18 protein-coding genes and 2 tRNA genes are annotated in these 22296 nt (G+C 64.1%); 6 read left to right on the forward strand and 14 right to left on the reverse strand.

Going from position 1 to position 22296, the window contains the following annotated elements; all coding sequences use genetic code 11:
- Positions 1 to 48: 48 nt before the first annotated feature.
- Positions 49 to 1035 (forward strand): quinone oxidoreductase family protein, encoded by a 987-nt coding sequence (locus tag EK23_RS00070; RefSeq protein WP_045223271.1) that lies wholly within the window; start codon positions 49 to 51, stop codon positions 1033 to 1035.
- 202 nt (positions 1036 to 1237) lie between these two features.
- Here EK23_RS00070 and EK23_RS00075 read toward each other — a convergent pair whose 3' ends face one another.
- The 8 genes from EK23_RS00075 to gltX all read right to left on the reverse strand — a co-directional run bounded on the left by EK23_RS00075 (position 1238) and on the right by gltX (position 8732).
- A complete protein-coding gene (locus EK23_RS00075) occupies positions 1238 to 1741 on the reverse strand; it encodes a hypothetical protein (protein WP_145998510.1) in 504 nt (167 codons plus the stop codon).
- Positions 1742 to 1784: 43 nt separating this feature from the next.
- On the reverse strand, positions 1785 to 3557 hold the full coding sequence (locus EK23_RS00080) for a hypothetical protein (protein WP_145998511.1): 1773 nt from the start codon (positions 3555 to 3557) through the stop codon (positions 1785 to 1787).
- A 325-nt stretch (positions 3558 to 3882) separates the two neighbouring features.
- On the reverse strand, positions 3883 to 5568 hold the full coding sequence (locus EK23_RS00085; RefSeq protein ID WP_045223274.1) for an alkaline phosphatase family protein: 1686 nt from the start codon (positions 5566 to 5568) through the stop codon (positions 3883 to 3885).
- 89 nt (positions 5569 to 5657) lie between these two features.
- The gene (locus EK23_RS00090; protein ID WP_052807729.1) at positions 5658 to 6611 is read right to left on the reverse strand and encodes a glycosyltransferase family 2 protein; all 954 of its coding nucleotides are present in this window, start codon (positions 6609 to 6611) and stop codon (positions 5658 to 5660) included.
- A 301-nt stretch (positions 6612 to 6912) separates the two neighbouring features.
- Positions 6913 to 7116: a GNAT family N-acetyltransferase gene (locus EK23_RS24635; protein WP_082053903.1), complete on the reverse strand. Its 204-nt coding sequence runs from the start codon at positions 7114 to 7116 to the stop codon at positions 6913 to 6915.
- Positions 7116 to 7191, reverse strand: a tRNA-Glu gene (locus EK23_RS00095). Before EK23_RS00095 ends, EK23_RS24635 begins: the two co-directional genes overlap by 1 nt.
- A gap of 17 nt (positions 7192 to 7208) precedes the next feature.
- Positions 7209 to 7284: transfer RNA gene (locus EK23_RS00100), tRNA-Ala, on the reverse strand.
- Between the two features lie 44 nt (positions 7285 to 7328).
- On the reverse strand, positions 7329 to 8732 hold the full coding sequence (gltX, locus tag EK23_RS00105) for a glutamate--tRNA ligase (protein ID WP_045223275.1): 1404 nt from the start codon (positions 8730 to 8732) through the stop codon (positions 7329 to 7331).
- Positions 8733 to 8984: 252 nt separating this feature from the next.
- On the opposite strand from gltX, the gene EK23_RS00110 reads away from it, so the two are divergent.
- Both EK23_RS00110 and EK23_RS00115 read left to right on the forward strand, forming a co-directional pair.
- Positions 8985 to 9347 (forward strand): hypothetical protein, encoded by a 363-nt coding sequence (locus EK23_RS00110; RefSeq protein ID WP_052807731.1) that lies wholly within the window; start codon positions 8985 to 8987, stop codon positions 9345 to 9347.
- Positions 9348 to 9365: 18 nt separating this feature from the next.
- Entirely contained in the window at positions 9366 to 10520 is a 1155-nt protein-coding gene (locus tag EK23_RS00115; protein WP_045223276.1) for an NAD(P)/FAD-dependent oxidoreductase, read from the forward strand.
- A gap of 18 nt (positions 10521 to 10538) precedes the next feature.
- Here EK23_RS00115 and EK23_RS00120 read toward each other — a convergent pair whose 3' ends face one another.
- The 3 genes from EK23_RS00120 to EK23_RS00130 form a co-directional block, all read right to left on the reverse strand.
- The gene (locus tag EK23_RS00120; RefSeq protein WP_052807733.1) at positions 10539 to 11777 is read right to left on the reverse strand and encodes an HD-GYP domain-containing protein; all 1239 of its coding nucleotides are present in this window, start codon (positions 11775 to 11777) and stop codon (positions 10539 to 10541) included.
- 165 nt (positions 11778 to 11942) lie between these two features.
- Positions 11943 to 12830, reverse strand: a complete 888-nt coding sequence (gene ubiA / locus EK23_RS00125) for a 4-hydroxybenzoate octaprenyltransferase (RefSeq protein WP_045223278.1) — start codon at positions 12828 to 12830, stop codon at positions 11943 to 11945.
- Complete coding sequence (locus EK23_RS00130; protein WP_052807734.1) at positions 12827 to 13399, reverse strand: chorismate--pyruvate lyase family protein; 573 nt, start codon at positions 13397 to 13399, stop codon at positions 12827 to 12829. Before EK23_RS00130 ends, ubiA begins: the two co-directional genes overlap by 4 nt.
- A 225-nt stretch (positions 13400 to 13624) precedes the next feature.
- Here EK23_RS00130 and EK23_RS00135 point away from each other — a divergent pair, with 225 nt between their 5' ends.
- A complete protein-coding gene (locus EK23_RS00135) occupies positions 13625 to 13870 on the forward strand; it encodes a hypothetical protein (RefSeq protein WP_045223279.1) in 246 nt (81 codons plus the stop codon).
- A gap of 33 nt (positions 13871 to 13903) precedes the next feature.
- Here the strand turns inward: EK23_RS00135 and EK23_RS21335 are convergent, their stop codons facing one another.
- Positions 13904 to 14485 (reverse strand): SRPBCC family protein, encoded by a 582-nt coding sequence (locus EK23_RS21335; RefSeq protein ID WP_145998512.1) that lies wholly within the window; start codon positions 14483 to 14485, stop codon positions 13904 to 13906.
- On the opposite strand from EK23_RS21335, the gene EK23_RS21340 reads away from it, so the two are divergent.
- On the forward strand, positions 14484 to 16013 hold the full coding sequence (locus EK23_RS21340) for a hypothetical protein (RefSeq protein WP_052807738.1): 1530 nt from the start codon (positions 14484 to 14486) through the stop codon (positions 16011 to 16013). The two genes, EK23_RS21335 and EK23_RS21340, sit on opposite strands and share 2 nt — an antisense overlap.
- Positions 16014 to 16020: 7 nt before the next feature.
- On the opposite strand, the gene EK23_RS00150 is transcribed toward EK23_RS21340, so the two are convergent.
- Together EK23_RS00150 and EK23_RS00155 are read right to left on the reverse strand one after the other, a co-directional pair.
- Entirely contained in the window at positions 16021 to 16482 is a 462-nt protein-coding gene (locus tag EK23_RS00150; protein WP_045223280.1) for a phosphate-starvation-inducible PsiE family protein, read from the reverse strand.
- Positions 16483 to 16582: 100 nt separating this feature from the next.
- The gene (locus tag EK23_RS00155) at positions 16583 to 17785 is read right to left on the reverse strand and encodes an ammonium transporter (protein ID WP_045223281.1); all 1203 of its coding nucleotides are present in this window, start codon (positions 17783 to 17785) and stop codon (positions 16583 to 16585) included.
- Between the two features lie 240 nt (positions 17786 to 18025).
- Between EK23_RS00155 and EK23_RS00160 the strand changes: the two genes are divergently transcribed.
- Positions 18026 to 22294 carry a DEAD/DEAH box helicase gene (locus EK23_RS00160; protein ID WP_045223870.1) on the forward strand — a complete coding sequence of 1423 codons (4269 nt, stop codon included), beginning with the start codon at positions 18026 to 18028 and terminating at the stop codon, positions 22292 to 22294.
- The last annotated feature ends 2 nt before the right edge of the window (positions 22295 to 22296 follow it).

Raw genomic sequence — 22296 nt, forward strand, 5'->3', positions numbered from 1 at the left:
CTCCGTGTTATCTTCATCGGGCAACCATCGTCACTGGAGTAACTCCCCATGCCCCACGCGATCCGCTTTGACAAGCCCGGCGGCCCCGAAGTCATGCACTGGGTGTCCATTGGACTGTCGGAACCCAGTGAGCACGAAGTGCGCATCCGGCAGGAGGCGGTGGGACTAAACTTCATCGATACCTATCACCGCAGCGGCCTCTATCCCCTGCCCCTGCCCTCGGGGCTAGGTGTTGAAGCGGCGGGCGTCGTGGAGGCCGTGGGGAGCGAAGTGACCGAATTCAGACCGGGCGACCGGGTCGCCTACGCGGGCGGAGCGCCGGGCGCCTATGCCGAGTCAAGGAACGTGCCGGCCGCCAGTCTCGTTCCACTGCCCGAGTCTATCGACCTCAGAACCGCCGCCGCGCTGATGCTCAAGGGACTCACGGCGCAATACCTCCTGCGCCGCACCTACCGTGTGCAGCCCGGCGACACCCTCCTCGTGCATGCCGCCGCTGGAGGCGTGGGCCTGATCCTCTGTCAGTGGGCAAAGGCTCTCGGCGCCACCGTGATCGGCACCGTGGGCGATGCTGAAAAAGCGGCCCTGGCCCGCGCGCACGGCTGTGATCACGCCATCGTCTACACGCGAGAGAACTTCGTCGACAAGGTGAGGGAAATCACCGAAGGAAAGGGCGTGCCGGTGGTCTACGACTCGGTGGGCAGGCTCACCTTCGAAGGTTCGCTGGCCTGCCTCGAGCCGCTGGGGCTGATGGTCAGCTACGGCAATGCCTCGGGGCCGGTGCCACCCTTCGACGTGCTGGAACTCTCACGGCGCGGTTCCCTGTTCCTGACCCGCCCCACCTTGGGCGCCTACACGGCGGATCGCGCCGACCTGCTGCAGATGGCGGGAGAGTTGTTCGGGATGGTCGCAAGCGGCGCGCTGCGCATCGAGATCCGTCAGACCTATGCCCTACGGGACGCCGTCCGCGCGCACACCGAGCTGGAAGCGCGCCGCACGATGGGTTCGAGTGTGTTGATACCCGATCAACCGGAATAGAGTTTGCCGGCGATTGTTACCATCCGATGCCGTCGCGCCTTACCCCTTCGGGGTAAGGATGGTTGGGAATAGGACGCCGTGACGAAGAAGCAACGTCGAAGCTCTTTGCACCCGTCAAGGTCCAACCCCCACCCGAACCCGGAGAGGGGCAAGGGTACGGACCTCTTTCAACGGTTACCGCAGACATAGCCAAATCCTACGGCTACTTCCGCTTCTTCCCCGGCACCGCCTCATGCCCGCACAAGGCATCATGCTTCGCAGCCTTGGAATTGCCAGTCTTGCTTTCGTCGACCAGCCGCACCTCGGTCTTGGCGGTCTTCGGGTCCCATCCCTGCTGGCAATAGAGGGAAACGCAGTACTTCAGTTCCGGTTCGTCGTACACATTGCTCTTGAAATGCACCTCGTAGAGGCTGTGGTGGGCGTTATTGAGCATGCGGAAATAGGTGAATTGGTAGCTGCCCTGCGACTTCACCGCTTTGGCCGCCCGCGCCGCGGCGTTCAGTGCGGCCTTCGGACAGGCGAAAGTCATGGCGCTCAGTTCGCTCAAGCCATCGCCGACGCTGGCCGTAGCCTCGGCCACCGGCCGAGTCGGTTCGGGCGGCGGGCTTGGCGCTGCCGAAACGGGCGGCGGCTTGGGTTCGACATGACTGCAGGCCGCAAGGAGGAAAGCGCTGAAGACGCTGAAGACAAGGCAGGTTTTTTTCATGGGAACGTCCTTGAGAGCGTGCGGGCAGCGCGAACGGTTACGGTCAAAACCCATACTGCACGACCTTGTTGCTGAAGGTGCCGACATAAACCTTTCCGTTCGCCACCACCGGCGTGGAGTATTTGGCGAAGTTGCCCAACTTGTCCGCCGCCTTGGTATTGCTGTGAAAAAGTTGCTTGAGCTTGCCGTTGACCGCCTGGGTGGCGTCATAGGCGACCAGGGCGCCGGGAACGATCTCGGCGTTGGCATTGCCCTGGGTCGGATAGGCCGCCCAAACCACCGCGGTTCCCGGCGCGGTTCCATTGGAACTTACCACCGCGCGCCCGCCCGGCATGCCGCCAGGTGCGGGCATGTTGCCGGAGGCGAACTGGGTGCCTTCGCCGAAGAACTGGGTGATCCGCCGCGTGGCGAAATCATAGCTGTAGGCCTTGAGGCGCTCGTTCTCGCCCCACACGTAGACGAAACCCTGAATGGCATTCTCCAGGTACACCGGGGTGCCGTGGATGTGGTAGGTCATGCCGAAGGGCGTGTTGGGCGGCACCGCCCGGTCCAGCTTGACGATGGGCCAGTTGGGGTCGATCGCCGCGTTGGTGGGCAGGCCCGCGGGTCCGTTGGGCGGCGCGGGCAGGTAGGTGGCCGTGAATGGCAGATTGAAATGCGGATTCCAGGAGTGCTTGCCCAGATTGGTCTTGTCCAGGTTGTAGAGGATGCCATCCTTGCCGCCGCCGACCAGATTCCCGCGGGCCGTGATGAACACCCCCGCCGCGCCCAGGTCCTGATCCGTATCGCCACGCGCGAAATCGCTGAAGGCGGCCCAGTAATCATTGACCTCCAGCTTCGGCTTGCCGCCGTTCACGTTGGCGGCGCCGGGGGTATAGCGCAGCTTCACAAAGCACTCGGCGAAATTGCCCGGCGTCCGCCCCGGATCCATGCCGTTGCCGGTAGCCAGATAGATGTCGTTGCCCTCGATGGCCGGCCCCGAACCGGACATCCAGATGCCGCCGGCGCCGCCGGTGGGGGTCACGCTCCAGATGGCCGGCGTCGGCGTGAAGCCGGGTTCGCGGTTGAGGCCCCGCACATCGTAGGCCGCCACGAATCCGTGGCCGGGCCCTTCCGGGTTCTCGCCGTTGATGGAAAACGACACGATCACCGCCTGTCCGCCGCCGCCATCGCCGAGCAGGCCGAGGCCCGCACGCATCTTCTGATAAGGCACCGCGAAGCCGTTGCTGATGCCCTCGCCGCCATTGTCCGGATTGCCCGCCATGAGCACCGGCGGCTTCTTGTCGGCAAGGGTGTTGGCATCGAGGATCCAGAGCAGATTGTTGCGCTCCAGATTATTGCTCCCGGCATTGGGCTTGCCGAAGGTGGTGACGTATAGGGTACCCGATGCCGTATCGATCACCGGCGTGGCGGTAATCCCCCAACTGCGGTAGATGTTGTGGAGGTCCATGCCCTTGCCGGGCGGGTTGGCGATATCAGCCGGATCGAAGGGCGGCGCCAGTTGGCGCTGTCGGAGTTCCACCCCGGTGTTCACGTCGAAGACATAAGCCGTATTGCTCATGGTGAACACATAGAGCTTGTCGCCGACGACCAGGGGCGAGACGTCGATCTTCTCGTCCACCGGGAACTCCCTGAGCTTTTTAAGCGCGGGGACCGTCGCAGGGGTCAGGACGGTCTCGAAGCGGTTCCAGCCCTGGCGGCTGTTGTCGACGCCCACCGTCCACACATCCACCGCCTGGACCTGCGCCACCGACAGCAGACTCCAAACTGGAACCCAAGCCAGAGCGCCATCTGTGCGCGATTGCCGTTTCCTCATATCGGTCCTCGTCCTTTACCGTGCGTCCCAAACCCTGGCGGCAGCCACGGCAGGTTCGTGCTTGCCGCACATTTTGCGCCCCAAGAACAAAACACCACGTCGCAACCGAACGCCTTCGCGCCGGAACATCGCTGATTTCATTCCAAGGGACAGGCTCGCTGCCTGAATCAAAGCCTGCTCCCGCAGCCTGGGTCTTGTCAACGCAGATTACGGAGCGCGGCCGTTTAGAGTGAGTTTACGAACTGCAACGCATAGCCCCCAGCCGTGGTGCCGAGCGTCCGAGGCGTGGTGTTTGCGTTACCCGGAAGCGTGAAAAAATCGAGGATCAAGCGTTGACCGCCATCGCGCGTTCATGACCGCGGGCCGCCAAAAGGCTAGTTCCACTGACGCCGCTCGGGACCGACTCGCCCAGAAGCTCAATGATGGTTGGAACGATGTCGAAGGAACTGTGAACGCCAAGGTCACCGGGAGCCAGCCGTGAGCCGACAATGTAGGCCATGCCATAAGGCCCCGTGTGTCCGCCGCTGCGTCGATACGGGATGGGACCGATCTGGCCGAGCGTTGGGTGTTCCAGCGCCAGCGGCCCTTTCCAGACGACCACCAAGTCGCATTCACTCTGACCTAAGGTCAGCGGATCACGATCACCGGCCGGTCGCTCGATAAACTCGACCACACCTTCCCCGGTCGCCGGATCGGTGCAAGATCGCAACAAGGACTCCAACTCATCGCAGACCTGGCGGTACTGGTTCGGTTCCACCATCCCGTCGCGCTCCCTGCCCTTGAGGTTGATACGGATTCGCCCGTCATAGAACGAAGGCAATGCAAAGGCCGGCATTGCGGGCCAGAACGCCCGATAACGCGAAACGGGCATCCACTCGACGCGTAAACGCACCGGCCCGGATGGATCAGGCGCATCCGTCTTCGCCGCACTGGACGGCTTCAGCAGAGGGCCCAGATAGCTCTTCAGGGATTCTGGCAAAACGGCAGACAGTCTTTTTCGCAGCCGCGATGCCAAGGTTCGGGGAGCGGGCGCAGGCGCCGGTATCAAGGACTGTAATGACCTGAGCCAGTCCTCGTCCGGTCCCAGAAGGGGGATTCCGTTCCGCGCCGCCAGCCAATCCGGCCGCTGTTGCAGCAGGGTTTTGCCGAAAGCATTCCGGTAAAGAAGTTCCCCCAGCAACACCATGCTCGCGGCGTCGGAACGGTTAGGCCCCATGCCGCCCATGGAGAACACAAGCACGGTGGTCTCGGGAAAGGCCTCGGTCAAACGGCCCACCAGATTGTCGACGGCCCGGTAGACCGAGCGCAGACCTTCTCCGGCCGGTTCGGCCGAAGGCAGCCCGTGCAGCGGATGTGCCGGGTCCACGCCGTGCCAGAGTGCTTCGAGCGCCGAATGCGGCTCGCTGACCACGACGAACCCCAGGTCCCATTCGGGAAAACGCTCTTGCAACAGCCAGAGCGCGGCCTCGGTCCGCGTGTTCACTGCCTGCGTCAAGGCTTCCCCGGTCATGCGTGACTTCTCCGGACTCGACCAGGGTAATGCGTAGATGAAAGGTTTTGCGGGGTATTCGCCAAAACGCCCGAAGAACTCGCTCAGCAGATCGTCAGGACGGGAGTTGCTCGCAATGCCTGGATCGTGGGCGCCCCAATTCACCAGGCCCTGTACGTTTGGCGCCCGCCTCAAGTCAAAATAGGGGGCATCGAACACCACCGTCCGCGCCTCCAGTCGAGCGGTAAACGGCGCCAGGCTCGTGCCCTCCTGCCACGCACTGTAAGTGGCGGGATCGAATGAAACGGCAGCCCAGCGACCCGCATCCTCAGGCGAGAGACCGGAGGCTACATGTTCCCACGCGAGGCCGGTGCGCTGCGCCGGGCCGTGATCCAGAAGCATGTGGGCGCCCATCCGCTTCAGGCGCGCGAGCGCGGGCAGTTCCCCCAGCGCCATCATCTGCTCGCCAAGGGAATCCTCGTAGCCGTCGAGTCCGATCACCAAAACTTTGTTGGTAGCCATCAAGTTCTCCCGTAAAGTTGTTGATCAGGACCCAAAATACCCTCCTGGTATTTCGGGCCGATGCATCCGTGCCCGCATTAACCCGGCCACTAAGGGCCGGGTAAATTTATCAGCGACTCGGCAAACGCGGTGCCGAGATTTTTCGCCCGTCGGGCCAGCCATCGCATATGCGAATGACGGCCCAGCACATCATGCCTTAAATAATCCTTCAGGTACTCTTTTCCGAGCGACCAAAAAAGCAGCCTATTGATCCGACGCTGCTGCAAGCCTGGCATCTCAATCGAGTTCCCCCCGAGGGACATCAGGACATTCGATACGCCTTGCCAGAATGCCCTGTTGAGAATCCAGTAACGGGACATGCGCTGCGCATGGATGTGATGTTTGACAGAAGCATCCGGCGTGTACCAGATTTGATGCCCTCGCTGCGCGAGCCGCAGGACCGCGTCGGTATCCTCACTCGACATCAGATTGACACCCTGGCGACCGAGGTGCTTCGCAAAGCCGCCGATCTCAAGCAAAGACGCCTTGCGAAACGCGATATTGGCGCCAGCGAGCCATTCCCGGCTCGGGTCGACCGGCCGCTTCGTTTCCCCGAGGTTCAAGACGGATAGGTAACTTTGCAGAAATTCGTCCAACCAGGTCGGCGGAGTGGCAGGCCACAGCGGTTGCACGGGACCGCCCACGCAGGCGATCGCCTTTGACGAAACGAATGCTTCAATCGTCGCACGGAGCCAGTGCGGATCCGCCACGGCATCGTCATCGAGATACGCAACGAATTCACCGCGCGCGGCGCTCAAGCCAGCGTTGCGGGCACAGGCGAGGCCCAGGTTTGGTTCGCGCAGGGCAATCACCGCCAGGGTCGCGGGCTTTGCGGCTATCAGCCCCGCGACGACCTGCGGTGTCGCGTCCTGGCTTGCGTTATCGACCACGATGAGCTCGTAGTCTGCAGGCTCTAGGGTTTGAGCGAAGACACTCCGCACCGACTCCGGCAACAGTGCCGCCCTGTTGTGGGTGCAGATGATCGCGGAAATTTGAACTGTCACACGCTTCGACGCCGCCTCAACGCGATTGCCTTATCACACTGTACACCCTCACAAACTAAGGATCACGGCCAAAGTTCGAACGAGTCGCAGACTCCGAAGCTCCTGCATTCCAGCCAGCAGCAAATGCCGTCGCAATCGATCAGAGGAAGGCCTTGGACGGCAATTGCCGAATGGCTGGTCGATTCAAGTACCGAGGCAGGTTAGCGCAGGCTTGCGAAGCCTAACACGAAGTAAAGGATAGTGTTGGGGTTCCTGAAGACAGCGCAACCCAAGCCACATCGTTGGCGCTCGTCGATTGCGTTTATAGACCACCAAACATCAGGCGCATGGGCCTGAATGCGATGCCATGCGCTCGTACTTCCGGTCCGGTGGTCCTGAAGCCCAGTGCCTTGTAAAAGAACGCTGCCTGGCGACTCGAAGTGAGGGGGAAGGTTTGCGGAATTTCACCCGAGGCGACACGGGACTCAAACGAAAAAGGGCGCCGAAGCGCCCGATTTCTTGATATGGCGTCCCCAGGGGGATTCGAACCCCCGTCGCCGCCGTGAAAGGGCGGTGTCCTGGGCCTCTAGACGATGGGGACAAAACTTATGTGGTGGTTGGTGGAGCCAGCGAGGATCGAACTCGCGACCTCTACAATGCCATTGTAGCGCTCTCCCAGCTGAGCTATGGCCCCAAGCAACTTGAGCTGTGCATTTTAGGCGGCGGCGTCCATCTTGTCTAGTCTTTTTTCGCCGTGAACTGCAATGCACGCGTGATACGGGCCAGGGTTTTCTCCCGTCCCAGCAGTTCCAGGGTGATGTCGATGGGTGGCGAGACCGAGGTGCCCGTGACCGCCACACGCAAGGGCTGAGCCACGGCCCCGAGCTTGACGCCCGCCGCTTCCGCGGTGGCTTCGACCGCAGCATGCAGATATTCCGTGCGCCACGCCGGCACGCTCTGCAACCGCTCCGTCAGGGACTGCAACAGGGGTGCGCTCTGCTCCGTCAGATTCTTGCGCGCCGCCTTCTCGTCGTAAGTCTCGAAGTCGCGGTAGAAGAACAGGCTGCTCTGCGCCATGTCCACCAGGTTCTTGTTGCGTTCGCGCTGCGCCTTAACCACCTCCACCGGATCCGGTCCGTCGGTGGGGTCCACACCCATCTGGCCCAGGTGCCAGCGCAAGTGATGGGCTACGTGCAGCGGGTCGCCGTGCATCAGGTAATGGTGGTTGAGCCACAGCAGCTTGTCCGGGTTGAAAGTGGAGGCGGAGTGGTTGATGTGCTGGACATCGAACAGTTCAATCATTTCGTCGATGGAAAACACTTCCTGATCACCGTGGGACCAACCCAGTCGGACCAGATAGTTGAGCACCGCCTCCGGCAGATAGCCTTCGTCGCGGTACTGCATGACGCTCACGGCGCCGTGCCGCTTGGACAGGCGCGCGCCGTCGGCGCCCAGGATCATGGGCACGTGGGCATATCGCGGCAGTTCCGCGCCCAGGGCTTTGAGGATGTTGATCTGGCGCGGGGTGTTGTTGAGATGGTCGTCGCCGCGGATGACATGGGTGACGCGCATGTCCAGGTCGTCCACCACCACCGACAGGTTATAGGTGGGCGAGCCGTCCGAGCGGGCGATGATCAGGTCGTCGAGTTCGCCGTTCTTGACCACCACCCTGCCCTTCACGCAGTCATCGATGACCACCTCGCCCTCGTCCGGGTTGCGGAAGCGGATCACCGGCTCCACCCCTTCCCGCGGCTCGCTGCGATGGCGGCAACGCCCGTCGTAGCGCGGCTTGAGCTTGTTGGCCATCTGCTCGGCGCGCAGGACCTCCAATTCCTCTTTGCTGCAATAACATCGGTAGGCGTGGCCGGTGTCCAGCAGAGTCTGGATGATCTCCTTGTAGCGGTCGAAACGGTGGGTCTGGTAGAACGGCCCCTCGTCGTACTCCAGGCCCAGCCAGGTCATGCCCTCCAGAATGGCGTTCACCGATTCGACCGTGGAGCGCTCCAGATCCGTGTCCTCGATGCGCAGGATGAAGGTGCCGCCGTGCTTGCGCGCATACAGCCAGGAAAACAGCGCGGTGCGCGCGCCGCCGATGTGAAGGTAGCCGGTTGGACTCGGCGCGAACCTGGTTCTCGTGCTCATGGGAAAGGTTCCGGAATAGGGTTGTGGTCTCGGATGGGGCGGCACACCAGCGTCAAGCCCCGAAAAAGCCGCTTATGATAACACCGCTTGCCGTATGCGATATTTGGCGTTGCCGCGCGGCTTGAAGGCACCAGTGAGATATTCTAAGCTGCAATCACTATACCCGGTACCTGCCAGGGAAACGTGGATTGTTCACTCGATCCCAGGGCGGGCCGGCACGAAGGACCTCTGCCCTGAACGCGGGAGATTCACTTGAAAGCCCTCAAGCCCCTTTGCCTGCTCATCCTGATGCTCACCGCCGCCGCCGCCAGCGGCGCTCCGACCGCCCCCATCCGTGACGATCCAGGGAAGGACGCCGTGGACATCTTTGTCGATCTCATCATCGTCCGTCCGGTGAGCCTGGTCGCGACCGTCGTGGGCACCGGCCTGTTCATCGGGCTGTCGCCCTTCGCCGGGCTCGCCACCATCGCCCCCCCCCACGACGCCATCGTGCGGGCAGGCAATGCTTTCGTCGGACTGCCCGCCTGTTATGCCTTCAAGCGCCCCATGGGGGATCTGTCAGGCGGCCAGTATTCCTTCCGTCCGGATGGCCAGCCCAACTGGTGCCAATGGTAAACCGGGCCACGCGCTAATATGAGCGCCGCGCCCGGCCGCCGCGGACACGCGCCTTTCCGTGTCGCGGTGCTGGGGGGCGGCTACGCGGCCCTGGCGGCGGCCCTTTCGATCCGCGATCAGGCGCCTGAAGCCGATCTGACACTCATCGCGCCGCGCCAGGCGCACATCAAGACGACCCGCCTGCACGAGAGCCTGCGCCACTCCTTGCGCAGTTGTTGCGTGCTTTATGCCGATCTCGCGCGCCGCTTCGGCTTGCGCTTCGTCCAGGGCAAGCTGCGTTTCGATCAGGACAGCCTGCTGCGCTGGCAAGATCGCCGTTACCTGCAAATAGGCGAACAGCAGGTTCACTTCGATTTTCTGGTGATCGCCACCGGTGCCCGCAGCGCTCCGCCGCCGCCGGAATCGAGCGTCCTGACCCTGGATGATTTCTTCCTCAACCGGGCCCAGACGGATCTTCAATCGCTCTGCGCAAGGCGGGGTTCGGGCGGCGCCATCAGCGTGGTGGGCGGGGGCGCCACCGGCATCCAGTTTCTCTTCGAGATTGCGGCTTTCCTGCGGCCCACAGCGCCGGGCCGCTTCCGCCTGCGTCTGATCACACTGGAGTCGCGCCTGCTCACCCAGTTTCCGCCCGCCTTTCATAAACATGTCGCCGCCCGGCTGAGGCAGGAGAGCATCGACTGGCTGGCTTCGACGGAATTTCTGACGCAGGAAGGCACGAAGCTGACCATCAAGCCGGTCAAGACGCAGGAGCCGAAGATCCTCGACTCTGACCTGACACTGCTGTTTTCCGGTGTCCGCCCCGCCCCACAGAACATCGAAACCGATGCCTTTGGCCGGGTCCAGGCGGCTGGCATCCCCCTGACCCGAATTTTTGCCGCGGGCGACTGCGCGCGCTTTCCGTCACCTGGCGCCGACACCCTGTCCGCCCAAGTGGCGGTGCGCAAGGGCAAGCTGGTGGCCCGCAATGTGGTGAGCGCCGCCCGCAGTGCCACTCTTGCGCCGTATCGCTACAAGGAACAGGGCTATATCGTGAGCCTGGGACCCAAGGACGCCATCGGCTGGGTCGGCAACAAGAGGAAGATCGTATGCGGCCTGCCGGCGGTTACCCTGAAGGCCGCCATTGAGCAGCAATATGACCTGCTGATGGCCGGCGCCGACACCTATCGGGTTTGACGGACCTAAACGCGCCGATCAGGCATTCAGGGAATCAAGGATGACCTTGCGGTAGCGGTTGAGGTCGACTTCCGCCGCGTCGCTGCGCTGCACCGACTTGATCCGCAGCGGATTGCCGAATGCGTCCTTGGAGGTCTCCGCCAGATCCATGAAGCGCTCGACCTGGGCGCCTTCACGGTCGCGCACCACCAGCACCTGCGGACGCAGCCGCTGAGCCGGGTTGGATTCCAAGACGATGGCGGTTTCCCCTGAACTCAGCTCCACCACGCTGCCGGGCGGATAGATGCCCAGGTAGCCGATCAGGCCCTCGGTGAGAAACCCGTCCAGCTGCCGCTCCTTGGCCATCTTGTTGAGGATGCCCACGGCATGCAGATGATCGCGGGCCGGGCGGTAGGGCCTCGCGCTGGTGATGGCGTCGTACTTGTCCACCACCGCCACGATCTTGCAGTTCTGGCTCAGCTGATGGCCCTCCAGCCCGCGGGGGTAGCCTGTTCCGTCGAGATTTTCATGATGCCCGTAGGCCACGTCGATGCTGCCGGAAAAGATGTTGTGCCCGGCCAGCAGTATTTCCCGGCCCTTGGTGGTGTGTTCCCGCATCAGCGCCATTTCCTCGCGGCTCAAGGCCCCTTCCTTGTTGAGGATGGTCTCGGGAATGGCGATCTTGCCCATGTCGTGCAGCAGGCCACAGGTGCCCAAAGCCTCCAGTTCCGCGGCATCGAAGCCGGCGTGGCGGCCCAGGATGATGGAATAGATGCAAACGTTGAAAGCATGCTGGCTGGCGTATTCGTCCTTGCGCCTGAGCTGGGTGAGGAACATCATGGCGTCCGGATTGCGGATGACGCTGGCGACGCAGGACGACACCGCATCCTTGGCCATGGCGATGTCCACGGTCTTGCCGAAGCGGACCTCGTTGATGATGCCCCGGATCATGATCGCCGTCTGCTTGCGCGTGGTCTCGGCGGTCTCGATCTCCTTCTCGAAGCTGGTCAGGCGCTTGTCGTTGAGGTAAGAGCGGGGCGGCAGGGCATCGATGGTCATCTCCACCGTGCGCGTGCGCAGCATGTCGATGTAGACGTACTGACAGTGGCGGCGCAGGGCCTCGATATCAATGTCGCTCTTGATCTCGAATCCCTGCAGCAGGAACGGCGTTTCCAGCCAGGGACGATCCAGCTCGCACACATACATGCCGGGGTGCAGATCGCCCACACGCAGCTTTACCTTCTCGACATAGTCCACCTTGCGCGCGCGCTCATCCATGACCGCCCCCCGCATTCAAGTCCGCCAGCATGTGTTTCCCCGCAGGAATAATGATGCGCCAATCTTCCAGCCGCCATCGGCTTTTCGCAAGAGGGCGAGGCCGCAAAAGAAGGAATTTTTTTCTGCGAGCTTAAGGACTTGAGGGCACCGACCGGCGGCTGGAGCTCAAACTGTGAGGTAGTGCAGCGCCAAGCCGGCGAAAACCGCCGCGCCGTACCAGTGATTGTTCAGGAAAGCCTTGAAGCAGGCCGGCTTCTCGCGGTGGTAGATGAGAAACTGCTGGTAGACCGAAAGGCCCGCCGCCGCACACAGGCCCAGGTTGTAGAAGACGCCCAGTCCCAGCCTAGCGCCGACGCCGTAAAGGATCGTCAGCATGGCCAATTGCAGGGCGCCAATGATCTGCCGGTCGTAGCGGCCGAACAGGATGGCGGTGGATTTCACGCCTATCTTGAGATCGTCCTCCCGATCCACCATGGCGTACATGGTGTCATACACCAGCGCCCAGATCACCGTGGCAGCGAACAAGGCCCAGGCCACGCCGGGAATGGAGCCTGTCTGCGCGGCGAAGCTCATGGGCACCGCCCAGCCGAAAGCCATGCCCAGATAGGCCTGGGGCAGATGGGTGTAGCGCTTCATGAAGGGATAGGAAGCCGCCAGGAAGGCGCCCGGCACCGACAAGGCGATGGTCAGCCCATTCATGCTGAGCACCATCACGAAGCACACCAGGCATAGCACTACGAACAGGATCAGCGCCTCCCGCGGCGACACCTGCCCGGCGGCGATGGGACGCAGCCGGGTGCGCTCCACATGGGGGTCGAAATCGCGGTCGGCGTAGTCGTTGATGACGCAACCCGCCGCGCGCATCAGCACCACCCCGGTCACGATGACGGCTGCCACCGTCGGCGCCGGCTTGCCCTCGCCGGCAATCCACAAAGCCCACAGGGCCGGCCACAGCAACAGGAAGATGCCGATGGGCTTGTCGAAGCGCATCAAGCGCCAGTAGTAGCCCAACCGCTGCCGCCAGTCAGGCCGAGTCGACATCGGGCTGTTCATGGCGCCGAATCTTTCATTTCAAGCAGGGCCGGCAGGAAAAACTCGCACACCAGCACCTGGCCTCTCGCGACGCCGTACAGGGAACGACGGCCCCAGATGGCTTGGTTGCCGGTCTGTGCGAGACTAAGGGCGCTCTTCCGCCAACTGGCTGCGGGGACTTCCGCAAGATCCAGGCGCAGGCGCGCCAGCTTGCGGCAGGCAAACAGCAGTTCGCCCAAGGGTCGTTCGCCCAGATTCGCCATGCGCCGTTGCACGCCGCGAAGGGCCGTCTCGGGTATCACGGAACGCGCCAGCACCAGGGGATGATCGTGGCAATGCAGCATCACCTCCCGCACCAGGGCGCGCCGGCAGGGATTCAGGCCCAGGGCGCGCGCTTCGCCGGGAAAAGGCCGGTCCCAACATTGGCGCAATACACGCACGCCGAAGCCGGAGTCGCACACGCCGCGCAGGCGAGCAGTCAGGGAACCGGATTCGTAAAGCCAGGAAGCGACAGGGGCTTCAAGGGATAGGCCAGGATGCGCGCCAACCCAGCGGGGCTCGCGCAGGAATAGACGACTGCGTTCGGGCAAGCTGATTCTCGAGTGACCGGGAACGGCTGCCGTCCCCAACTGCCGCGGGATGATACAGGAGGCGGAACCAACGCGCGAGAGCCCTAAGGCACCCAACGCACTTGCCAGGAGGGCGGCGGCGCGGTATCAACGGAGCGGGAACCAGCCTGCGGGCGGGAAGCCCCAACCCACACAAAACAACGAGCCTGGCACGTACCGGGCCTACACCACGAAGAGGAGAAACCCATGGCACATTTCCGTTGCCCCGCCTGTTCCGCCGAGCTATCCGACGAGGACCCAATCTCCACCTGCCCCCAATGCGGCAAGCCGGTTCGCGCACCCGCCCCCATCACGCACCTGGGCGGCAAGCTGCAGGTGATCGGCATCCTGATCCTCGTCGCCGCCATCATCGCCATCCTTTCGGGAGGCTGGTGGGCCCCAGCCCTGCTGTTCCCGGGCGTGGTGCTCTTCATACTGGGCAAATTCTGGTAACGAGCAAGGCATGGGCAGCCGGCGCGGCAACCCTCACCGCCCGCCGGCCGCCGCCAGGCGTTCCAGATTGACCGCGGTTTCCAGCACCTGTCCGCGCAGTACCGAGCGGACACTCCAGGGACCGATCAGGGGCGGCAGCCAGAAATCCGGGGCCAGGCGTGCATCCAGACGCACGAAGGTCGCCGAGCCGCGATCAGCCAGCCGCCAGCGCACCCATCCCTGACGCAGGTTGTCTGCCTCCGAATCGGTGACGGCAACCAGTTCGGAATCGCCATGGAGGGTCACCGCCTGGGTCTGGACGATGTCCCTGCACAGGAACAACAGGCAGGCCCGGGTGCTCGACCGCACGCGGACTTGTCCGCCGATTTTCGGAGGCAGCACGGCGCTGTCGGTGATGTTGCGGTTCAGCCGCACCCAGCCCGGATAATCGGACAGCACCCGGAACACCGCGGATCGTGGCGCACTCAAAACCAGTTCGGCGGTAACAATGAATTCGCGGTTCTCGTATTCTACGGAAAGCCGGGGAACGTCGGCCGAACAGGCCACGCCGCACCACAGGGTAAGCGCCCCTACCGGTAGCCATCCACCTGCACCTGACGCTCGAGGTTTTCGCATGGTGACACAGCATCGTCGCAACCGGGCATGGTGGCAAGCCGCAGCAACCCTACCCAGCCAGTTTGCAAGCCTGGCCTGCCCGCTGTTGCTCGCAGGCTGCGCCAACAGCCCGCAGCATTCAGGGGCCGACGGCTGCCGGAATCTGCTGGTGACCCTGGACCGGACAATTGCCCAAGCGGGAGCCGCCGACGCCGGCGCCGCGAACGTCCCAGGCTTCCCACAACTGCGCGCGAACCGGTTTCTGGCCTCCTTCGCAGGCGAAGCGTTATCATCAGAAGCTTTTGGGATCTGGCTGGAAACCCTTACCGCCTTGGGGAACTCGGCGCGACATAACGAATGGGCCAATCTGCCGCCGTCTGCCCAGGCACGGATCAGAACCTGGTTCTCCCCGGGACAGGATCCCTTGAAAATCGCCGAAACCTGCGCCGCACGGCTGACCCAGTACGATATGCGTGCTCCGGGCCGGCGATCCCGGCTCGCTAAGGTGGTGAGTGTGCCGGACGATTATGACGACACCGCGCGCCTCCTCGGCGCCTATCCTTTGTTGAAATGGCCTTTGCTGGAAGGCGTCTATCGCCTGCACAACGAACTGCGTGCCGCCTATGCCCATCCGCCGACGCCCATGGGCCGCCGGACACGCTACGCCCCTCCGGGCGGCGAGCCTTTGAGCAAAACCCAGATCGCTGATCTCTTGCGCCGCGCATCCGCTAACAGCCTGGGCTTGCCACAACCCTCGGAGCCTGAACTGGCGCGGTTGTTCCAGACCTTTGCTCCCATCTGGGAAGTGGACACCGTGGATGACAGCGACCGCATCGGCGCCCTGACTTTGAGCGAGCGGGGGAGACCACATGTGGACACGAGCCGGCCCGTGGTCTACCGGATGAGCAGCCATACCCGATTCCACGGCCGGATCCTGCTGCAACTGAACTACCTGGCCTGGTTTCCTGCCCGCCGCGCCGAGCACCCTCTTGACATCTATTCAGGCAGGCTGGACGGCCTCATCTGGCGCGTCACCCTGACAGCCACGGGTGAACCGCTGGCCTACGACAGCATCCACCCCTGCGGTTGCTACTACCAGGTCTTTCCGGGGCCCGGCTACCGCGTGGAACAGCCCAAGGACGGGGGCGAACCTATCCTCTCGCCCTTTCCTCTAGGCCCGCTTCAGCCGGGGCAGCGGCTCGGCCTGAGGCTGAGCTCGCGCACCCACTTCATCCAGTCGGTCAGTGCAAAATCGGGAGTAGACGCGGCGGTCCATGGCTGGCGCGATTATCGGGAGCTCCTGTCCCTGCCGCTGCCCGGTGGATCCGCGCGACGGAGCCTGTTCGATGGAGACGGCTTCGTCGCAAGCACCGAGCGGGCCGAGCGCTTCCTGTTATGGCCCATGGGCGTGGCCAACGCCGGCGCCATGCGGGAATGGGGGCGGCATGCCATCGCCTTCATCGGCAGACGGCACTTCGACGACCCCTATTTGCTTGAAAAGCTGTTACGGCCGCTGCGACCCGCTGCGGCAGAACGGGAGACACCCTGACGGAATCTCAGTGGGTTGCATCGGCCTGGCTCTTGCTGCCGCGCATCACCCGTATCGATATGGAGAGGATAAGGATGACCAGCGTCAGCAGCCCGATTTCCGTCGTTCCCGCCAGGAAACGGGGGTCGGCGATCTCGGCATGCTCAACGCTCTCGGCGGTGACCACCAGCATGCGCCTGACCGCGCCGATGATACCCACGATCAGAAACGGCTCGGCCTCCAGTTGCCGCGAGCGGATCACATTGCCCAGGGTGTAGACGATCTCCGCCACCATCATGGCCAACAGCACCCGGTCCAGCAGGTAGATCACCGCGCCGCCGTAATCATGTTCGAGGATGTGCCTCACAGCGCCCGTCACGGCCTCCAGCAGCAGCATGGCGGCGCCCAGAATGAGCACGTAGCTGGCGGTCAGATAGATGCAGTCTTCAGAAACCTGCAGCACATGGAGCGGACGGGAGCCTTCTTTCATGGGGTGATCCGGTCTGGGTCGATGGGGACGCCGGTCGAACTCCGGCGTCCTGCGATGTTAGCCCAGATGCGGGAGCCCGGCCAAGCGTCGACCATCCCGCTTACCAGCCCGCCTCCTTTTCCGGCGAGGCAGAGATCTTGTGGATGGTCAGGTCGGCGCCATTGAATTCCTGCTCCGGATCCAGGCGCAGCCCCACCGTCAGTCTCAGGCCACCGTAGATGGCAAAGCCGCCAGCCAAGGCGATAACGACGCCCAGCCCCGTACCCAGCAACTGCGACATGAAACTGACGTTGCCCAGTCCTCCCAGGGCCGACTGCCCGAAAATCCCGGCGGCAATGCCGCCCCATGCGCCGCAGAGCCCGTGCAGCGGCCATACGCCCAGCACGTCGTCGATCTTCCAGCGGTTCTGGGTCAAGGTGAACATGTACACGAACAAGGTGCCGGCCACGCTTCCCACCACCAGGGCGCCCAGCGGGTGCATCAGGTCCGAGCCAGCGCACACCGCCACCAGGCCTGCCAGGGGACCGTTATGCACGAAACCCGGGTCGTTGCGCCCAATGACGAGGGCTGCCAGGGTGCCGCCCACCATGGCCATGAGGGAATTCAGGGCCACCAGGCCGCTAACCGCGTTCAAGGTCTGCGCCGACATGACGTTGAAACCGAACCAGCCCACGGTCAGGATCCAGGCCCCCAGGGCCAGAAACGGAATGCTGGACGGCGGATGGGCCGAAATGGCGCCGTCACGCTGGTAGCGCCCACGCCGTGGCCCCAGCATCAGCACCGCTGCCAGGCCGATCCAGCCCCCCACCGCGTGCACCACGACGGAACCGGCAAAATCATGGAACGCAGCGCCAAACTGTTGCTCAAAGTAAGCTTGAACACCCAGGTTCTTGTTCCAGGCGATGCCCTCGAAGAACGGATAGATCAGCCCCACCAGCAGGAAGGTCGCCGCCAGTTGCGGATTGAAGCGGGCCCGCTCGGCGATGCCGCCGGACACGATTGCCGGAATGGCCGCGGCGAAGGTGAGCAGAAAGAAGAACTTGACCAGTTCATAGCCGCTGTTGGCGGCCAGGTGTTCGGCGCCGGTAAAGAACTGCACGCCATAGGCCAGGTAATAGCCAATGAAGAAGTACGCCACGGTGGACATGGCGAAATCGGAGAGAATCTTCACCAGTGCGTTCACCTGGTTCTTCCTCCGGACGGTGCCGAGTTCGAGAAAGGCGAAGCCGGAGTGCATGGCAAGCACCATGATGGCGCCTAGCAAGATGAAGAGTACGTCGCTGCTACTGTTTGTGTGTTCCATGGAATACCTCGTCGAACGAATCTCCTGGGCACGGGCAAGAATTGGGCCTGAAAACGTAAGCACGCTATCCGCCTTGATTTGGGGCAGCCATGACCAGATTAGTGCACGGCGACCCGCGTCAAGTTGGTGCGCATGGCGACCAAAATCGCACCAATTAAGTTCATGCCCCGTCTGTATTTCAATGCCGGAACCTGAAAGCCCCACATTCACCCGTAGCCCGAATTGGTTTACCTTAAGTCCATGATCGAACACTTCCACCCCGCCGTTTCCGGCTGGTTCCTGGACACCTTCCCAGCCCCCACGGAGTGCCAGCAGCAGGCATGGTCCGCCATCAAGAGCGGAAAGGACACCTTGATCGCCGCGCCCACGGGCTCGGGCAAGACCCTGGCGGCCTTCCTGGCGGCGCTCGACGACTTGGCAAGGGACGCCGCGCAATACAGCCTGCCTGAGGCCACCCGGGTACTTTACATCTCGCCCCTGAAGGCCCTCAGCAACGACATCCACAAGAACCTGGAAGAGCCCCTGGTCGGCATCAACCGCCGCCTGCTCGAGCACGGCTTTCCGGGCACGGCGATCCGCGCCATGGTGCGCACCGGCGACACGCCGGCCCTGGCGCGGGCCGCCATGCTCCGGCAACCGCCGCATATCCTGGTGACGACACCGGAGTCGGTCTACATCCTGCTCACCAGCGAGGGCGGGCGGCGTTTGCTGAAAACCGTGCGCTGCGTGATCGTCGACGAGATCCACGCGGTGTTGGGCCGCAAGCGCGGCTCGCACCTGGCCTTGTCCCTGGAGCGGCTGCAGCGGCTCACCGGCGGTGCCCTGACCCGCATCGGACTGTCCGCCACGCAGCGCCCCATCGAGGAAGTGGGCCGCTTCCTCACCGGCGCCCGCGACAGCTGCCATATCATCGACACGGGCCACATCCGCCGCCTGGACATGGCGATCGAGGTGCCGGAGAGCCCCTTGGAGGCCGTGCTGTCCCAGGAAGCCGCCAAGGAAGTCTACGACCGCATGGCGCAACTCATCGGCGAGCACCGCACCACGCTCATCTTCGTCAACACCCGGCGCATGGCGGAGCGCCTGGCCCGCGCCCTGAGCGAGCGCATCGGCGAAGACCACGTCACCTCCCACCACGGCAGCCTGGCGCGGGAACAGCGCTTGTCGGCGGAATGCCGCTTGAAGGAGGGCAAGCTGAAGGCGCTGGTGGCCACCGCCTCCCTGGAACTGGGCATCGACATCGGCGATGTGGACCTGGTCTGCCAGTTCGGCACCACCGGCTCCATCGCCACCTTCCTGCAGCGCGTGGGCCGCTCCGGCCATTTTGCCGGAGGCTTGCCGAAAGGGCGCCTATTCCCCACCAGCCGCGATGACCTGATCGAGTGTCTGGCCCTGATAGCGGCGGTCAAGCGCGGCGAGCTCGACCGGATCTGCATCCCGGACAAGCCCTTGGACGTGCTGGCGCAGCAGATCGTCGCCATGGTGGCCTGCGAGGACTGGAGCGAGGCTGAGCTTTACGACACGGTGCGGCAGGCCTACCCCTACCGCGGCCTGGAGCGGGACGAATTCGACGCCGTGGTGAAGATGCTGGCGGAAGGCTTCACCACCCGGCGCGGACTGCGTGCTGCGCACCTGCACCGCGACGGCATCAACCGCCGCCTGCGCGCCCGTCGCGGCGCGCGCCTCACCGCCATCACCTGCGGCGGGGCGATTCCGGACAATGCCGATTACCGGGTGATCCTGGAGCCCGCCGAGGAATTCATCGGCACCGTGGACGAGGATTTCGCCATAGAGAGCATGGCTGGCGATATCTTTCAGTTGGGCAACGCCAGTTGGCGCGTGGTGCGCCTGGATGCCGGCAGCCTGCGGGTGGAGGATGCCCACGGCCAGCCGCCGAGCATTCCGTTCTGGTTCGGCGAAGCGCCCGGGCGCACCCAGGAATTGTCCGAGGCGGTCTCGCGCCTGCGCCTGGACATCGCCGCGCACTTGGGTCCCAGTGCGGCGGATGGCTGGCAGCCGGCCGCGCGCTGGCTGTGCCAGGAGTTGGGCGTCAGTCACGCCTCGGCGGCCCAGGCGGCCGCCTACATCGCCGCCGCGAAAGCGGCCCTGGGCGAGTTGCCGAGCATGGATACGGTGGTGTTCGAGCGCTTCTTCGATGAATCCGGCGGCATGCAGTTCATCATCCACGCGCCTTTCGGCAGCCGCCTCAACCGGGCCTGGGGCCTGGCCCTGCGCAAGCGCTTCTGCCGGACTTTCAATTTCGAACTGCAGGCGGCGGCCACCGAGAACGCCGTCATCCTCTCCCTGAGCACGGCTCACAGCTTTCCCCTGGAAGACGTGGCGCGTTACCTCAATTCCAAGACCGTGCGCGACCTGTTGATCCAGGCGCTGCTGGCGGCGCCCATGTTCAACGTCCGCTGGCGCTGGAACGCCGTTTGCGCCTTGGCCATCCGCCGTTTCCAGGGCGGGCGCAAGACGCCGCCCCATCTGGTGCGCATGCAGGCCGAGGATCTGGTGGCTGCGGCCTTTCCCGACCAGATCGCCTGCTTTGAAAACATCGTCGGCGACCGGCAGATTCCCGACCACCCCCTGGCGGAACAGACCATCGAGGACTGCCTCACCGAGGCCATGGACATCGAGCGCCTGATCCAGGTCATCAGCGGGCTGGAAAGCGGGCGCATCCGCGTGGTGGCACGCGATCTGGTGGAACCCTCGCCCCTGGCTGCGGAGATCGTCAACAGCCGCGTCTACACCTTCCTCGATGACGCGCCCCTGGAGGAGCGCCGCACCCGCGCCGTCGCCAGCCGGCGCTGGCTGGACCCGAGCACCGCGGCCGACCTGGGCCGGCTGGACCAGGCCGCCATCGACCAGGTGCGGGCGGAGGCCTGGCCGGAAGCCGTTGACCTGGAGGAGTTGCACGATGCCCTGAACCTGGCCGGTTTTCTGGTGGAGGGCGAGGATACGCCGCCCCTCTGGCGCGGCCTGTTCGAGAAACTGCTGTCTTTGGGACGCGCGACCCGCATGGAGCAAGCCGACGCGCCCCTGTGGCTGGCCGCCGAACGTCTGCCGCAGTTCCAGGCGGCCTGCCCGACGGCGCGATTCACCCCGGCGCTGCGGCTGCCGGAGGATTTCTACCGGGAGCCTCTGGAAGCGGACCCCGCCCTGGCCGAGATCCTGCGCGCCCGGCTTTCCGTCTCGGGGCCTGTGGAGGCCTGTAAGCTGGCGCGGCAGATCGGGCTGGCGTCAAGCACGGTGGACACGGCCCTGCTGCGCCTGGAAACCGAAGGCGCCATCCTGCGCGGCCAGTTCACGCCGGGCTCGACGGCTTTGGAGTGGTGCGACCGCAGCCTGCTGGCGCGCATCCACCGCTACACCGTGAATCGCTTGCGCAAGGAAATCGAGCCCGTCACCAGCGCCCAATTCCTGCGCTTCCTGTTCCGCTGGCAGCGCGTCTTGCCCGATGCCCGCGGCGAAGGCCCCGCCGCCCTGGCCGAGGTGCTGGAGCAACTGGAAGGTTTCGAGACCGCCGCGGTCGCCTGGGAGAGCGATATTCTGCCGGCGCGCATCAAGGCTTACGATCCGTCCTGGCTGGACAATCTGTGCCTGTCCGGGCGCTTCGTGTGGTTGCGGCTCAGCGCCGGTTCCGAAGCCAGCGCGCCGGTAAAGAATTCACCCATCGCCCTGGTGGCGCGCAAACGGGCTGGCCTGTGGCAAGCCGTAAACCCGCCTGAGAACGGGACCGGCCTGGCCGGCCAGGCCCAGCGTGTCCTTCAGGTATTGGAGGCGCGGGGCGCTTGCTTCTTCGAGGAACTGGCGGAGCACTGCGGCCTGCTCGGCACCCACCTGGAATCCGCACTGGCGGAACTCGCCGCGCGCGGCCTGGCCCATTCCGACAGCTTCAAGGGTCTGCGCGCCCTGCTGATGCCGGAAGACAAAAAGCGTCGCTGGCGCGGCATCAACCCCTTCGGTATCGAGGAATCGGGCCGCTGGTCGGCTATCGCGCGCCGGGCCGCCCCGCCCGGGCGCGACCCACAGACTGCCGAGGCCATGGCCCGCATCCTGCTCAAGCGCTACGGCGTCGTCTTCAAGGCACTGCTGAAACGGGAATCGACCTTGCCGCCCTGGGGCGAACTGCTCTGGGTGCTACGCGCCATGGAGGCACGCGGGGAACTACGCGGCGGGCGCTTCGTGGCGGGGCATTACGGAGAACAGTTTGCCTTGCCGGAGGCGGTGGAATCGCTGCGGGCCATGCGCCGTGTGGAGGACAGCGGAGAGATCTGCGCCGTCAGCGCCGCCGATCCGCTCAATCTGGTGGGTATCGTGACACCTGGGGCGAAGCTGCCAGCTCTGGCGGGCAACCGCGTGCTGTTCCGCGACGGAACCCCGCTGGCAGTGCTGTCGGGGAAAGAGACCCAGTTCCTGGCAAACGTCGACCAGGGCGATGAATGGGCGCTGAAGAACCAACTGGTGCGGAAGCAGGCGCCCCCCCAACTGCGCGCCTATCTGTGAAC

Origin of the sequence: Methyloterricola oryzae, from assembly GCF_000934725.1 — a bacterium.
In the GTDB taxonomy this organism is placed as follows: domain Bacteria; phylum Pseudomonadota; class Gammaproteobacteria; order Methylococcales; family Methylococcaceae; genus Methyloterricola; species Methyloterricola oryzae.

What these genes read in the sequence shown, in the direction of transcription:
- EK23_RS21335 (WP_145998512.1), bottom strand. Translation starts at nt 14,485, where the DNA reads ATGCGAAAACCTCGAGCGTCAGGTGCAGGTGGATGGCTACCGGTAGGG.
- EK23_RS00085 (WP_045223274.1), bottom strand. Translation starts at nt 5,568, where the DNA reads ATGGCTACCAACAAAGTTTTGGTGATCGGACTCGACGGCTACGAGGAT.
- gltX (WP_045223275.1), bottom strand. Translation starts at nt 8,732, where the DNA reads ATGAGCACGAGAACCAGGTTCGCGCCGAGTCCAACCGGCTACCTTCAC.
- EK23_RS00115 (WP_045223276.1), top strand. Translation starts at nt 9,366, where the DNA reads ATGAGCGCCGCGCCCGGCCGCCGCGGACACGCGCCTTTCCGTGTCGCG.
- EK23_RS00120 (WP_052807733.1), bottom strand. Translation starts at nt 11,777, where the DNA reads ATGGATGAGCGCGCGCGCAAGGTGGACTATGTCGAGAAGGTAAAGCTG.
- EK23_RS00080 (WP_145998511.1), bottom strand. Translation starts at nt 3,557, where the DNA reads ATGAGGAAACGGCAATCGCGCACAGATGGCGCTCTGGCTTGGGTTCCA.
- EK23_RS00150 (WP_045223280.1), bottom strand. Translation starts at nt 16,482, where the DNA reads ATGAAAGAAGGCTCCCGTCCGCTCCATGTGCTGCAGGTTTCTGAAGAC.
- EK23_RS00160 (WP_045223870.1), top strand. Translation starts at nt 18,026, where the DNA reads ATGATCGAACACTTCCACCCCGCCGTTTCCGGCTGGTTCCTGGACACC.
- ubiA (WP_045223278.1), bottom strand. Translation starts at nt 12,830, where the DNA reads ATGAACAGCCCGATGTCGACTCGGCCTGACTGGCGGCAGCGGTTGGGC.
- EK23_RS00075 (WP_145998510.1), bottom strand. Translation starts at nt 1,741, where the DNA reads ATGAAAAAAACCTGCCTTGTCTTCAGCGTCTTCAGCGCTTTCCTCCTT.
- EK23_RS00155 (WP_045223281.1), bottom strand. Translation starts at nt 17,785, where the DNA reads ATGGAACACACAAACAGTAGCAGCGACGTACTCTTCATCTTGCTAGGC.
- EK23_RS21340 (WP_052807738.1), top strand. Translation starts at nt 14,484, where the DNA reads ATGGTGACACAGCATCGTCGCAACCGGGCATGGTGGCAAGCCGCAGCA.
- EK23_RS00070 (WP_045223271.1), top strand. Translation starts at nt 49, where the DNA reads ATGCCCCACGCGATCCGCTTTGACAAGCCCGGCGGCCCCGAAGTCATG.
- EK23_RS00135 (WP_045223279.1), top strand. Translation starts at nt 13,625, where the DNA reads ATGGCACATTTCCGTTGCCCCGCCTGTTCCGCCGAGCTATCCGACGAG.